The organism is Cronobacter muytjensii ATCC 51329 (genome assembly GCF_001277195.1).
GTDB lineage: Bacteria > Pseudomonadota > Gammaproteobacteria > Enterobacterales > Enterobacteriaceae > Cronobacter > Cronobacter muytjensii.
The window spans coordinates 17,770-31,257 of the sequence record NZ_CP012268.1; the positions used below are offsets into that span (position 1 = coordinate 17,770).

The window sequence follows — 13,488 nt, forward strand, 5'->3', positions numbered from 1 at the left end:
CTGAGGAAAAAGGGGCGACAGGTTACCATAAACCTGTCGCCGCCGGATTATCAGAACAGGGGGCGAATATCTGCGGAGGGGACCAGCTGCGGGTTAAAGCAGTTTTCGTAATAGCGCTGGATTTCTTCAATGCGGGTGCGGCTGCGCTGCCAGCGGCGCAGGGCTACGACGCCGTTATAGAGCGCGCAGACGAGCATAATTAGCATTAACAACGACGTGCCGAAGTAGCGCCACAGCCCGGCGCTGTCCGGCACGCTGCTCAGCGTGACGTGCTGCGTGCCGTTAGCATCGGTGCGCAGGCTGGTGACGACGCCTTCCGCGTGGAACGGGGTCTGCATTAACATACCGGCCAGGCGCTGGAACTCTTTCCACTGCTCCTGCGGCGGGAAGTCATACAACGACGTCGGCGGCAGCGGCTGGTTGACCATATCCTTGCCTTCGTCGCTGACAATCATAAAGCCGCCCGGCGGCGGGCTGTTCAGCGACTGCGCGGCGCGGCTGGTTTCGCGCACGAAGAATGGCGCCGTCGAGGCGATGACCAGATTATCGAGCGATTCGGCGCTGACCGGGCGCAGCAGCACGTTAATGCCGTCGAGCTTGCCTTCGCCGGCGCGTTTGACCAGCGACGGCCAGTCTTTGGTATTGCCGAGGTTCACCAGCGCGTTTTTAAGCCTTACGCACTCTTCTTCGCCCGTACACAGCGCTTCGGTTTTCAGCACGATCTCGGCGAAATCATCCAGCAGCACCATGCCCGATTTCTGAATGGCCGAGGCCAGTTGCGGGTTAATTTTGGTGTCGCCTTCCTGCGGATGCAGCTGACGATTTACCGCCTCTGCCAGCGCAGTGGCTTTGGTCACCGTGTCGGATTCCGGCAGGGGCAGGGGGCTTGCGTTATTCCAGAGAATTTGCGAGCAGTCGAACGGCATAAACGGGTAGTTCTGGCGCGTGGTGTAGCGGCCCGGCAGATGAATGTTACACATGCCGGTGCCGTCAATACGCAGCGTATCGCCGACACGCAGGCCCGCTTCTTCCAGTTGCGCGACGCTGGTCGCCTCGACCGTTTGCGCACCTTTAAGCCACGAGATAGTCAGCTTGAACGGCATATCGAGCGGCACCCAGAGCGTCAGGAGCAGCAATACCAGCAGCGCGCCCGCGCCGATGACCGCGCTACGCAGCCAGTGCTGCAACGGAAAATGTTTGACTTCATCATGCAGCGACAGAAAACGACCCTGGCGCACGACATGGCGATCCATATAGATATCAATATCCGTTTTCTGCCCTAAATCGTGAGCGATAAACGGCTGCCAGTGGGCCGGATAGATGAGATCGATAATGCCAAGCGAAATATTATTAAGCTGTTCCTGATTGGTTTCGCCAAACAGGCCCCAGCGTTTCGGCGTGCCGCGCAGACAGTGAATTTCGCGCAGCGCCGTTTTCGCCGGCGGCGCGTAAAGCCCCCACAGGCCCGCGCCGAGGAGCAGAATCGCACCCCCGGCAAGCCAGGGAAGCATGACTGGCGGCGTCACGAGACAGAGGAAAAAGAGCACGAATGAGGCGCAGATCAGCAGCGCCTCACGCAGCCCGTCCGGGCGGCCAAGCGCGTGCTCTTCCTGCGTCTCCTGGCGTATATTCAGCAGTTCAATCTGCTCGCTCTCTTCGCCGCGAATGGACGCCAGGCCAGACGTCGGCCCTTCCAGCACATAGCCGCGCGCCTCATGCACATGTTCCTGCAGCGAATGGCCGTTAAGCGAGATAACCAGCGGCAGCGTCGCGGTACGAATAAGCTCGACGCTGTTATCGTCGGTAATGTATTGCTCGCAGAATGGCGGCAGGTGCACTTCCACCGAATCCAGGTAGTAGCGCCATTTGTTCGGGTCATCGGAAGACAGGCCGTAGCGGGTGATGGCGCGACGGATGCTGTAGACGGTGCCGCTGTTTTGTGTCAGCGTTAATTTTACGGGCGCTTTGATGGCGCCGGTCGGCGTCGGCGAATCCTGAAAACGCGATAGCGTTTCCAGATAGCTTTCGATGGCGCTACGCTCTTCACTGCTGAGTTTACGGGTCGTGGCGCCAGCAAACACCTGGGCGGGTAAACGGGGATGACGGGGGCGAATTTTGCGCTTTATCCACCAGCCTGCAATGACGATGCAGGCCAGCATAGCAGCGACGAAAATCAACAAAGTGCTCATGCTTTCCCCATCAAATCACGGTACTCAGTGCAAATGTAAACAAGTATTGCCTATGCAACATTAAGGCAGAACAATGATCAAAAATCGACAGGTATGGGTTCAATTCGAATGAAATTATTTGAGGCATACCAGCAGTAAATCAATGTTAGCAAAGCGAGAAGGCCGGAAATATCAGCAAATTCTTATTTTAAATTCAACCTCTTGACATAAATGGGTATTTGGGTTTTATGCGCGTGCGAGGTTGCCGGAATGTAAATAAAAAAACGATTCGCATTGCCCGAACCGTGCGGTGTGTCGCACAATGAGCAAAGATATTGTTACCCGGTGGCCGGTTAATATGAATAAATCCCTACAAAAACCCACTATTTTAAATATCGAAACGGTAGCCCGTTCACGCCTTTTCAATATCGAACAGGTGAGCCTGGCGTTCAGCAACGGCGAGCAGCGCGTCTATGAACGTATGCGTCCTTCCGAGCGTGAAGCGGTTATGATCGTGCCGATTATCGACGACCATCTGATATTAATTCGCGAATATGCCGTCGGCACCGAATCGTACGAGCTGGGATTTACCAAAGGGCTTATCGATCCGGGTGAAAATATTTATGAAGCGGCGAACCGTGAATTAAAAGAAGAGGTCGGTTTCGGCGCAAATCAGCTCTCTTTCCTGAAAAAACTCACCATGGCGCCGTCTTATTTCTCCAGCAAAATGAATATCCTGGTGGCGGAAGATCTGTATCCGGAAACGTTGCAAGGCGATGAGCCTGAGCCGCTGGTACAGGAGCGCTGGCCGCTGGCGCATATGATGGATTTGTTGGAAGATCCGGATTTCAGTGAGGCACGAAATGTCAGCGCGCTGTTTTTAGTGCGCGAATGGCTGAAGATGCACGGCAGACTGTAAAAAGCAAAACGCGCAGCAACAGGCGTATATAACGCGCCCCATAAAAAAACGCCCCATGACGGGGCGTTTGTCGTTGTATCAGAACAGCTCGTGGGTTTCCCCGTTATCGATAATCGTTGTGCCGACTTCATGCACGGCCTGCTGGGTCGGCTGCGTGCCTTCGATAAAGTACTCCGCCCGGCTGTTGCCGCCGTTCGCCAGCTGGCCCGTGCTGCGGTCGATATTCACCGTCACCACGCCAGGCGGCGGCGTTAGCGGCTCTTCCGGCACGCCCTCCAGCGCGGCTTTCATATACGCATCCCAGGCTGGCTGCGCGCTTTTCGCGCCGCCCTCGTAGCCTGAAATCTGGTTTTTAATCGCACCGGAGGCCGTGGTACGGCCCAGATCGCGGCGGTGATCGTCAAAGCCTATCCAGACCGACGTCACGACGCCCGGCCCGTAACCCGAGAACCATGCATCTTTTGAACTGTTGGTCGTACCGGTTTTACCGCCGATATCACGACGCTGGAGGTCGCGCCCCGCGCGCCAGCCTGTTCCCTGCCAGCCCGGTTCGCCGAAAATATTGCTGTTCAGCGCGCTTTTAATTAAAAACGACAGCGGCGTGCTTATCACGTGCGGCGCGTACTGCGGCGCCGGGCTCTGCGCGACCAGATCGCGGTTTGCCTGTTCCAGTTGCGGCATCGGCACCGGCGCGTTCCGCTGTTCTGCGGATGTCGCCACGTTTTCCACGTCTTTATTTTCCAGCACGTCCGACTTCGGCGTTTCGCCATAGATAACCGGAATATCGCATTCCGGGCAGGCGATTTTCGGCTTCGCCTCAAACAGCGGTTCGCCCTGAGCGTTGGTGATTTTGCTGATAAACCACGGGTCCACAAGGAAGCCGCCGTTCGCCATCACCGCATAGCCGCGCGCGACCTGCAACGGCGTGAAGGAGGCAGAGCCCAGCGCCAGTGATTCCGTATGCACGATATTCTGCGCCGGGAAGCCGAACCGTTGTAAATATTCCGCCGCGTAGTCGACGCCCATCGCACGCATGGCGCGAACCATCACCACGTTTTTCGACTGCCCCAGACCCTGGCGCAGACGAATCGGCCCGGCATATTCCGGTGGGGAGTTTTTCGGCCGCCAGTCGGAGCCCGCGCCAGCATCCCAGCGGGAAATCGGCACGTCGTTCAGGATGCTCGCGAGCGTCAGACCTTTGTCCATCGCCGCCGTATACAGGAACGGTTTGATGTTAGAGCCTACCTGACGCAGCGCCTGAGTGGCGCGGTTAAATTTGCTCTGATTGAAATCGAAGCCGCCGACCAGCGCCAGCACCGAGCCATCTTTCGGGTTGATGGAGACCAGCGCCGAGTTCACGTCCGGCACCTGAGCAAGCCACCAGCTGTCATCAACTTTACGTACCCAAATCTGCTGGCCGGCCTGCAACACGTCGGTAATACGGCGCGGCGTCGGGCCCTGCGCGGTATCGGAGCGGTAAGGGCGCGCCCAGCGCACGCCGTCCATTTTCAGCGAGACAGAGGAACTGTCTGCCAGCAGGGCGGTGGCTTCGTCCGGGGTGGCTGACGTTACCACGGCAGGCAGCAGCGGCCCGTAGGTCGGAAGCGCCTTCAGCGAATCGGTGATTTTCTTATCATCCCACGCCGCTTCGCCCACGCGCCACAGCACGTTAGACGGGCCGCGGTAACCGTGGCGCATATCGTAATCCATCACATTATCGCGCACCGCTTTCTGCGCGGCCTGCTGAATACGGCGGGTAATGGTGGTGTAAACCTTATAACCGTCCTCATAGGCGTTTTCGCCGTAACGGCTGATCATCTCCTGACGCACCATTTCGGTCAGGTATGGCGCGGAAAACGCGATTTCCGGCGCGTGATAGTTGGCGTTAATGGTTTCGCTGCGCGCGTCGTCATACTGCGACTGACTGATATAGCCTTCGCTCAGCATACGCGACAGCACGACATTACGGCGCGCGGTAGCGCGATCGAGCGAGTAAAGCGGGTTAAAGGTCGAAGGTGCTTTCGGCAAACCGGCAATCACCGCGATTTCGCTTAAGGAGAGCTGATCTACCGTTTTGCCGAAATACACCTGCGCGGCGGCGCCCACGCCGTAGGCGCGATAGCCGAGGTAAATTTTGTTCAGGTAAAGCTCAAGGATTTCATCTTTCGTCAGCAACTGCTCAATACGCACCGCGAGAAAGGCTTCCTTGATTTTACGCATCAGGGTGCGTTCCGGGCTTAAGAAGAAGTTACGCGCCAGCTGCTGCGTAATGGTGCTCGCGCCCTGCGAGGCGTGGCCGGAAAACAGCGCGACGCTCGCGGCGCGGAAAATCCCGATCGGATCGACGCCGTGGTGATCGTAGAAGCGGCTGTCTTCTGTGGCGATAAACGCTTTCACCATTTCCGGCGGGATCTGGTTCAGCGTCAGCGGAATACGGCGTTTTTCGCCGTACTGGGCGATCAGTTCGCCGTCGGCGCTATACACCTGCATAGGGATCTGGAGCCGCACATCTTTCAGCGTGGCGACGTCAGGCAACTGCGGCTCGATAAATTTATACAGACCGTAGATCGAGCCAGCTCCCAGCAGAATGCAAAAGACTGCAAGGAAGAATAAATACTTTACGAACTTCACCGAGGATTTCCCATTTAGTTTCTGTTGGGCAGTTTATAAACAACCGCGCGGTAGTATAAAGGCAAGCCAGAAGCATTGATATGGCATTTTCATTTAGCGGGACAGGGAGAACCTCGAAAATGATCGGCACGGAATGGAAAATTGGCTTACATATTCAATCAGATAGCGTGATGGCTGTCGCGCTCTCCCTCAGGCGAGGCGGCTGGAAGCAGCAGCGCTGGTGGGCGCTTCCGCTGACGCCTTATCAGGATGATGAACAGCGACGGCAGGCGTTAATCGAAGCGCTGACGCCGTGGCGCGCGCAGCTCCCGCGCGCGGCATCGATCCGGCTTGGATTCCCGGCGCAGCGCACGTTGCAACGGGAGCTTCCCCGGCCCGCCACCGCCCTGTGTGAACCGGAGTGCGAGGCGTGGCTCGGCGCCGTCGCGGCGCGCCAGCTCTCACTGCCGCCCGACGCGCTGGCGTTTGACTTTGCCGAAAGCCGGGACGGCAACGCGTATGCGGTAACGGCCGCGCGCGCCGCTGAGGTGGCGGAGCTAATGGCCTGCGCCCGCGCGTTGCGCTTCACGCCTGCCGCGTTGACGCCCGACGCCAGCGCGCTGGCCTGCTTTTTCCCGTATACCGGCGAGGCCTGTCAGGCTGTGGTAGCGCAGTCGGGGGCGCAGTGGTTGTGGGCAACCCGCGAGCGCTGGGGCGTGTGCGCAACGCCGGGCGTCGAAGGGCTGGCGGCGCTTGGCACGCAACTTGGCGTGCAGGCGCAGGAGATAGCCCTGTGCGGCGCGTTACCGGAAGAAGACAAAGGCTGGCAACTGTTCGACCCGTGGCAGGCCGTCACCTGGGCCTGCCCGCCGAAGCCGGATACGCCCTGGCGCTTCGCCGTCGCGATCGGACTGGCGCTGGGAGCGGCGTAATGCGGCGGCACGTTAATTTGCTGCCGTGGCGGCATGTGCGGCGGCGCACGCGGCTTATTCGGTGGGGCACTTTTTTTCTTCTCTCAGCATGGGTCACAGCGCTTGCAGCGGGTATGACTTATCGCGTTATCGCCAGGCAGCAGCGGGTGCTTCAGCAGCGACTTGAGGCGCAAACGCTCGCCATTACCGCCCAAAAGGCGCAGCTACAACAGGCGAAAAACGCCGAGGCGGCTTATGAGTCGCTTAAGGCGCGCTGGCAGCAGCGGGAGCGCCGCCGTCAGGAGGTCGCGGCATGGCAGCAGCGCCTGATGACGCTCGCCGACGCGCTGCCAGAATCGCTCTGGCTGACGGGGCTGCACTTTCACGACAATCGGCTGGAGATCACTGGCAACGCTTACGAGCCGCAGGCGCTCACGCTTTTTGAGGAGAAGCTGCGCGGGCTTGCGCCCTTTACGCGGCTGACGCCTGGCGAAACGCGCCGGGAACAGGAGGGCTACTGGCGGTTTAGCGTTTCACTGCAAAAGGAGGCTGCCGATGCGCCTGTTTATTGACCGCTGGCTTACCGGCCCGGCGTCGCTGCGTACGGCCTGTGCAGGCGGCTGGTTAGCGTTGCTTGTGGGGACGGCTTACGGGGGGCTGGCGCCGCTGGCCGGCAGCATTAACCCGCTGGAGGCGCAGCTTCAACAGCAGGCCGTGACGCTACGCAATTTACAACGGCAGCGCGCGGCGCTGCCCGACAGGCAACGCGAAGCCGCGGCGCTTGAGGCGCAGCTTGTCCTGACGCCGTTCTCGCCGCATGCGCTGAATACCGGTGCGGAGGGGCACCTCATCCGCTGGCAGCCGCAGGGCGAAACGGGAGAGCTTGAACTGGCGCTGGCCTGGCCGAACGTGCCGGCGATTTTCGCCGGGCTCGCGCGAAGCGACATGCTGGCGCATGGGTTCGCGCTGCGTGCTGACAGCGGGCAGACGCTGCGCCTGACTTTACAACTGGGGCGCACCCATGAAAAGTAACGCGCTGTGGGCGCTGCTGTTGCTCGTGTCTTTGCCAGCCTTCGCCAGTCGCGACCCGTTTGCGCCGCCGCAGGCGCGTTGTCAGTTGCATCAGGCCTCACTCTGGCGCTACGGCGGCATGGTCCAGAAAGGCGGGGCGGTGCGAGTGCTGTTGCAGACGCCGGCAAAAACGTGGCTGCGGTTAAGCCCCGGCGCGATGCTTCCGACAGGCTGGCAGATCATCGGGGCAGACGCCGTTAAGGCGACGTTAAAAAATGGCGAAGGGTGTCGCCCTTCGGTTCTGGTATGGACACTTAAGGATGCGCATCATGATAAGGAGATCCCTTCCTTTATTATTACTCGCAGCGAAAATCGCCTGCGCCGCGCCCGCGAGCCCGGGCGTTTCTCTGGTCGCTGATGAGACGCCGGTCATACAGCTTTTACAGGCGCTGGCGGAGAGCGAGCAACTGAATCTGGTGATCGCGCCGGGCGTAGACGGTGTTGTCTCGCTGCACCTGCAAAACGTGCCGTGGCAGCAGGCGTTTCAGATGGTCACAGAGAGCGCGCGTCTGCGCTGGCGGAAAGAGAACAACATTCTGCGGGTATATCCGGAGGCCTGGGAGCAGCAAAAGCTGGCTCAGCGCGAGGCGTCACGCCAACAGCAGGCGTTGAATCTGCCACTGATCAGCGAGACTGTCATGCTGCGCCATGCCGAGGCGGCGGAGCTTGCCGCGTCGCTCGCCGCGCTCGGGGATAAACTGATGACGCCGCGTGGCAGCGTCACGGTGGATAAACGCACTAATCGCTTGTTGATCCGCGATACCGCCAGCGCGCTGCGTCAGGTGCAGGAGTGGGTCACGAAGATGGATATTCCCGTAGGACAGGTAGAGCTGGCGGCGCATATCGTGACGATTAATCAGCAGAGCTTGCGTGAGCTGGGCGTTAAGTGGAGCACCGCCGACGCCGAAGGCGCCACGAAACTGTATCACCCCACCACCATTTCCGCTGACCTGGCGGTCGCCGATGCCACTACGCGGCTGGGCTTTAATATCGGTCGTATCGACGGGCGTATGCTGGAGTTTGAGCTTTCGGCGCTGGAGCAAAAACAAAAGGTGGAGATCATCGCCAGCCCGCGGCTACTCGCCGCGCATCAGCAACCCGCCAGTATTAAGCAGGGCAGCGAGATCCCGTATCAGGTATCAAGCGGCGAGAGCGGCGCGACGTCGGTGGAGTTTAAAGAAGCAGTGCTCGGCATGGAAGTAACGCCGACTATCGGGCAGGGCGGACGCATCCGGCTTAAGCTTCGCATCAGCCAGAACATGCCGGGCCAGGCGCTGCAACAGGCCGATGGCGAAGTGTTAGCGATTGATAAACAAGAAATAGAAACGCAGGTGGAAGTAAAAGACGGCGAAACGCTGGCGCTTGGCGGAATTTTCCAGCAAAAAAATAAAGCCGGGAATGAACAGGTGCCGGTATTGGGAAATATTCCGCTCTTTGGGAGCCTGTTTCGTCATGACGGCAAAGACAACGAAAAACGCGAACTGGTGGTGTTTATTACGCCGCATATTATCAACGGAGCCTGATCCGCACGGGAGTTTTTAGCCATTATCGTCGCCGGATGTTTGACGCCGGGGTGGAATTAGCATACAAGGAGTACCGATTTGAGAGTCGGTCGGAGGCGGTGCATCCGTTGTTGTTTTTTCACTCCTGTGCGTCAGACGCGGTGATTTATTCGGTTGCCAAACTACCTTGAGTGTTGAGATAATTTTTGATCTGACTCTCGCACTATCGCTTAAGAGGTTTCAGTTCATTTCCCGCAGCTCAGGGTTATTGCTCGCGGGTTTATCATCAACGAATTGTCTTAGTAGTACCGAAAAAATGGCAGAGAAACGCAATATCTTTCTGGTTGGGCCTATGGGTGCTGGCAAAAGCACTATTGGGCGTCAGTTAGCACAACAGCTCAACATGGAATTTTACGACTCCGACCAGGAGATCGAAAAACGTACCGGGGCTGATGTCGGCTGGGTCTTCGATGTAGAAGGCGAAGAAGGTTTCCGTGATCGCGAAGAAAAAGTCATCAATGAGCTGACGGAAAAACAGGGTATTGTACTGGCGACCGGCGGTGGCTCTGTCAAATCCCGCGAAACCCGCAATCGTCTCTCCGCGCGTGGCGTGGTGGTCTATCTGGAAACCACTATCGAAAAGCAGCTGGCCCGTACTCAGCGCGATAAAAAACGCCCGCTGTTACAGGTCGATACGCCGCCGCGTGAAGTGCTCGAAGCGCTCGCTAACGAACGTAATCCGCTGTACGAAGAGATTGCCGACGTCACTATCCGTACTGACGATCAGAGCGCAAAAGTCGTGGCTAACCAGATTATCCATATGCTGGAAAATAACTGATTCCGGCGAAATCCTTACTCACCTGCGGGTAAATGCACAGAAGGTTACTGAACGTCATGGAGAGGTTAACGGTTACTCTCGGGGAACGTAGTTACCCTATCACCATCGCAGCCGGATTGTTCAACGATCCGGCTTCCTTTTGGCCTTTGCGTGCAGGTGACCAGACGATGTTGGTCACCAATGAAACGCTGGCGCCGCTGTGGCTGGATAAAGTCCGCTCTACGCTGGAACAGGTTGGCGTAAAGGTTGACCAGGTGATCTTGCCGGACGGCGAGCAGCATAAAAGCCTCGCTGTGCTGGAAACCGTGTTCAGCGCCCTGCTGGAAAAACCGCATGGCCGCGATACTACGCTTATCGCGCTCGGCGGCGGCGTTATCGGCGATCTTACCGGGTTCGCTGCCGCCTGTTATCAGCGCGGCGTGCGTTTTATCCAGGTGCCGACCACGCTGCTTTCACAGGTCGATTCCTCAGTTGGCGGCAAAACCGCCGTTAACCATCCGCTCGGCAAAAACATGATAGGCGCCTTCTGGCAGCCCGCCTCCGTGGTAGTCGATCTCGACTGTCTGAAAACCCTGCCCGCGCGTGAACTCTCCTCCGGTCTCGCGGAAGTGATCAAATATGGCATCATCCTCGACCGCGACTTCTTCGTGTGGCTGGAAGAGAATATTGATGCGCTGCTGTCGCTCGACGGCGCGGCGATGGCGTACTGTATTCGTCGCTGCTGTGAGATAAAAGCTGATGTCGTTGCCGCAGATGAGCGCGAAAGCGGTATGCGCGCGTTGCTGAACCTGGGCCATACTTTTGGTCACGCTATCGAAGCGGAAATGGGGTACGGCAACTGGCTGCATGGCGAGGCCGTGGCGGCGGGTATGGTGATGGCGGCTCGCGCCGCGCAGCGCCTTGGTCAGTTCGAGGCGCAGGATGTCGAGCGCATTATCGCGCTTCTGAAACGCGCCGGTCTGCCGGTTACCGGCCCGTCGTCGATGGCGGCCGAGGCGTATCTGCCGCACATGATGCGCGACAAAAAAGTGCTGGCTGGCGAGCTGCGTTTAGTGCTGCCGCTGGCTATCGGGAAGAGTGAAGTGCGCGGCGGAGTGCCGCACGATCTGGTATTAAGCGCAATTGCTGACTGTCAGCAGGCGTGATCATTAAAAAGTACTGTTCGCCAGCGATGGCGTTTTTACTATCGGGCAATAGCGTGGCACAGGCCGCACTGAGCCTTTGAGTGGGGTGTTAAATGGATGAATTCAAACCAGAAGACGAGCTGAAACCCGATCCCAGCGATCGTCGTCCTGGTCGTTCTCGTAAACCTGCTGAGTTCGATAACGAACCGCAAATCAACATTGATGACGTTGATGTCGACGCAGAAGATCGTCGTCCGGCGCGCACACGTCGCGCGCAGACAGAAGAGACTTACGAAGCGGATGAATCGCTGGTGGATGACGAGGTACAGGAACGTCGCCCGCGTAAGCGTAAAAAAGCGCCCCCGAAAGGGCCCATTTCTCGCCAGCATCTGATGATGGCGCTCGGTATTCTGGTACTGGTGCTGCTGATTATCGGCATCGGCTCAGCGCTGAAAGGCCCCGACGCCACTAAAGCGGATGACGCCCAGGCGCAGAACGCCGAGAAAAACATCGATCTGTCCGGTAACGCGGGCAGTCCGTCCGATCAGGCCAACGGCGCGCAGCCGCAGCCTGGCGATACCTCCGCCGCGAATCAGACCACGGGTAATTCGCCGCAGGATATCTCACTGCCGCCGGTGTCTTCTACCCCGACCCAGGCCCAGACGCCAGCCGCGCCGGAAGGCCAGCAGCGTGTCGAAGTGCCGGGCGATCTGAATAACGCGCTGACGCAGCAACAAGGCCAGATTGATAACGCGGTGTCGGGTTCGACGCTGCCGACCGAGCCTGCGACCGTTGCGCCGGTTAATGGTAATGGCGCCGCATCGCAGCAGCCGCCGCGCGACGCCGCGCAGGCCCAGACGCCGGCGCGCCATAATGCGAATACCACGCGCCCTGAGCGTAAACAGATGGTGATTGAGTCTGAGCCGCGTAAAGCGCAGACCACCCAGAGCAAACCGCAGCAGGCCCCAGCGAAGACTACCGCGACGGAACAGAAACCGGCCAGCGCGCCTAAGCGCAGCGAGCCTGCGACAGGCACCGCTTCCGCACCGGTGAAAGCGCCAGCATCAACCGCCGCGACGGCGCCGAAGAGCAGCGCGCCTGCGGCAAGCCAGTCCTCCGCCCCTGCGGGCGGCGCGAGCGCGGGTAATGTCGGTGCGCTGAAATCTGCTCCGGGTAGCCATTACACGCTTCAGTTGAGCAGTTCTTCGAACTACAACAACCTGAACGCGTGGGCGAAAAAAGAGAATCTGAAAAACTACGTGGTGTATCAGACCACCCGTAATGGTCAGCCGTGGTATGTGCTGGTGAGCGGCGTGTACGGCTCGAAAGATGAGGCGAAACGCGCTGTGTCTTCGCTGCCGGCAGACGTTCAGGCGAAAAACCCGTGGGCTAAGCCGATTCACCAGGTCCAGGCCGATCTGAAGTAATGAGTAAAGCGCAGTATGCTGTCGGAGCGTCCTCTCCACAGCGTGGGAAGGTATGAATTAATCAGGCAGCATGAAAAAATATCGCGCTTTTCTTAAATGGGCAGGGGGGAAATACCCCCTGCTCGAAGATATCAAACGTCATCTCCCTGAAGGGGAGTGTCTTATCGAGCCCTTCGTCGGCGCGGGATCGGTTTTTCTTAACACCGATTATTCGCGCTACGTGTTATCCGACATCAACAGCGATCTGATAAGCCTCTACACCACGGTGAAAGATAAAACGGACGATTACGTCAGCGAGGCGCGTCTGTTGTTTACCGCCGAGCATAATCAGGCCGAGGTGTACTATCAGCTGCGCGAAGAGTTTAACCAGAGCCGGGACGAGTTCCGCCGCGCGCTGCTCTTTTTGTATCTCAATCGCCACGGGTATAACGGCCTGTGCCGCTACAACCTGCGCGGCGAGTTCAATGTGCCGTTTGGCCGTTACAAAAAGCCCTATTTTCCGGAGACGGAGCTGTACCACTTCGCTGAGCGCGCCCAGAACGCGCTGTTTATTTGTGAATCCTATGACGCCAGCATGGCGCGGGCGCAGCAGGAGAACAGCGCTGTGGTCTATTGCGATCCGCCTTACGCGCCGCTCTCCGCCACCGCGAACTTTACGGCATATCATACGAACAGCTTTAATCTGGAACAGCAACAGCATCTGGCACAGCTTGCGGAAGGGCTGCAAAGCCAGCGTATTCCGGTGCTGATTTCCAACCACGACACCGAGCTGACCCGCCAGTGGTATCAGCAGGCGAAGCTGCATAAGGTGCGGGTACGACGCAGCATCAGCAGCAATGGCGGCACGCGCAGAAAGGTGGACGAACTGCTGGCGCTTTATGAAGCCTGAGCCGGTTCCGTCCGCCATATACACAAGAC

The 13,488-nt window shown here is 58.6% G+C and carries 12 protein-coding genes; 10 read left to right on the plus strand and 2 right to left on the minus strand.

All coding sequences use genetic code 11. From position 1 onward, the window contains the following. Positions 1-50: 50 nt before the first annotated feature. Positions 51-2,189, minus strand: coding sequence for an intracellular growth attenuator family protein (locus tag AFK63_RS00100; RefSeq protein ID WP_038867090.1), 2,139 nt, complete (start codon positions 2,187-2,189; stop codon positions 51-53). A 337-nt stretch (positions 2,190-2,526) separates the two neighbouring features. Between AFK63_RS00100 and nudE the strand changes: the two genes are divergently transcribed. Beyond that, entirely contained in the window at positions 2,527-3,087 is a 561-nt protein-coding gene (gene nudE / locus AFK63_RS00105; protein ID WP_038867187.1) for an ADP compounds hydrolase NudE, read from the plus strand. A gap of 78 nt (positions 3,088-3,165) precedes the next feature. Here the strand turns inward: nudE and mrcA are convergent, their stop codons facing one another. Then, entirely contained in the window at positions 3,166-5,718 is a 2,553-nt protein-coding gene (gene mrcA / locus AFK63_RS00110) for a peptidoglycan glycosyltransferase/peptidoglycan DD-transpeptidase MrcA (RefSeq protein WP_038867091.1), read from the minus strand. Between the two features lie 119 nt (positions 5,719-5,837). Between mrcA and AFK63_RS00115 the strand changes: the two genes are divergently transcribed. The 9 genes from AFK63_RS00115 (at position 5,838) to dam (ending at position 13,459) form a co-directional block, all read left to right on the plus strand. Continuing rightward, positions 5,838-6,629, plus strand: coding sequence for a type IV pilus biogenesis protein PilM (locus AFK63_RS00115; protein WP_038867092.1), 792 nt, complete (start codon positions 5,838-5,840; stop codon positions 6,627-6,629). A gap of 113 nt (positions 6,630-6,742) precedes the next feature. Further along, positions 6,743-7,180, plus strand: coding sequence for a PilN domain-containing protein (locus tag AFK63_RS00120; RefSeq protein WP_236613138.1), 438 nt, complete (start codon positions 6,743-6,745; stop codon positions 7,178-7,180). After that, positions 7,164-7,640 (plus strand): HofO family protein, encoded by a 477-nt coding sequence (locus tag AFK63_RS00125; protein ID WP_038867095.1) that lies wholly within the window; start codon positions 7,164-7,166, stop codon positions 7,638-7,640. The genes AFK63_RS00120 and AFK63_RS00125 overlap by 17 nt, the downstream gene beginning before the upstream one ends. A 19-nt stretch (positions 7,641-7,659) precedes the next feature. After that, a complete protein-coding gene (locus tag AFK63_RS00130) occupies positions 7,660-8,037 on the plus strand; it encodes a HofP DNA utilization family protein (protein WP_038867190.1) in 378 nt (125 codons plus the stop codon). Then, positions 7,949-9,202, plus strand: a complete 1,254-nt coding sequence (hofQ, locus tag AFK63_RS00135) for a DNA uptake porin HofQ (protein WP_081642101.1) — start codon at positions 7,949-7,951, stop codon at positions 9,200-9,202. Before AFK63_RS00130 ends, hofQ begins: the two co-directional genes overlap by 89 nt. Before the next feature lie 295 nt (positions 9,203-9,497). Beyond that, a complete protein-coding gene (gene aroK, locus AFK63_RS00140; protein ID WP_004386573.1) occupies positions 9,498-10,019 on the plus strand; it encodes a shikimate kinase AroK in 522 nt (173 codons plus the stop codon). A gap of 56 nt (positions 10,020-10,075) precedes the next feature. Then, positions 10,076-11,164: a 3-dehydroquinate synthase gene (aroB, locus tag AFK63_RS00145; protein ID WP_038867097.1), complete on the plus strand. Its 1,089-nt coding sequence runs from the start codon at positions 10,076-10,078 to the stop codon at positions 11,162-11,164. A 92-nt stretch (positions 11,165-11,256) separates the two neighbouring features. Beyond that, positions 11,257-12,570, plus strand: coding sequence for a cell division protein DamX (damX, locus tag AFK63_RS00150; protein ID WP_038867099.1), 1,314 nt, complete (start codon positions 11,257-11,259; stop codon positions 12,568-12,570). A 70-nt stretch (positions 12,571-12,640) separates the two neighbouring features. Beyond that, positions 12,641-13,459: an adenine-specific DNA-methyltransferase gene (gene dam / locus AFK63_RS00155; RefSeq protein ID WP_038867101.1), complete on the plus strand. Its 819-nt coding sequence runs from the start codon at positions 12,641-12,643 to the stop codon at positions 13,457-13,459. Positions 13,460-13,488: the final 29 nt, after the last annotated feature.

Coding starts and splice junctions, on each gene's coding strand:
- AFK63_RS00100 (WP_038867090.1), bottom strand. CDS start 2,189: ATGAGCACTTTGTTGATTTTCGTCGCTGCTATGCTGGCCTGCATCGTC.
- nudE (WP_038867187.1), top strand. CDS start 2,527: ATGAATAAATCCCTACAAAAACCCACTATTTTAAATATCGAAACGGTA.
- AFK63_RS00115 (WP_038867092.1), top strand. CDS start 5,838: ATGATCGGCACGGAATGGAAAATTGGCTTACATATTCAATCAGATAGC.
- AFK63_RS00120 (WP_236613138.1), top strand. CDS start 6,743: ATGACTTATCGCGTTATCGCCAGGCAGCAGCGGGTGCTTCAGCAGCGA.
- AFK63_RS00125 (WP_038867095.1), top strand. CDS start 7,164: ATGCGCCTGTTTATTGACCGCTGGCTTACCGGCCCGGCGTCGCTGCGT.
- hofQ (WP_081642101.1), top strand. CDS start 7,949: ATGATAAGGAGATCCCTTCCTTTATTATTACTCGCAGCGAAAATCGCC.
- aroK (WP_004386573.1), top strand. CDS start 9,498: ATGGCAGAGAAACGCAATATCTTTCTGGTTGGGCCTATGGGTGCTGGC.
- aroB (WP_038867097.1), top strand. CDS start 10,076: ATGGAGAGGTTAACGGTTACTCTCGGGGAACGTAGTTACCCTATCACC.
- damX (WP_038867099.1), top strand. CDS start 11,257: ATGGATGAATTCAAACCAGAAGACGAGCTGAAACCCGATCCCAGCGAT.
- dam (WP_038867101.1), top strand. CDS start 12,641: ATGAAAAAATATCGCGCTTTTCTTAAATGGGCAGGGGGGAAATACCCC.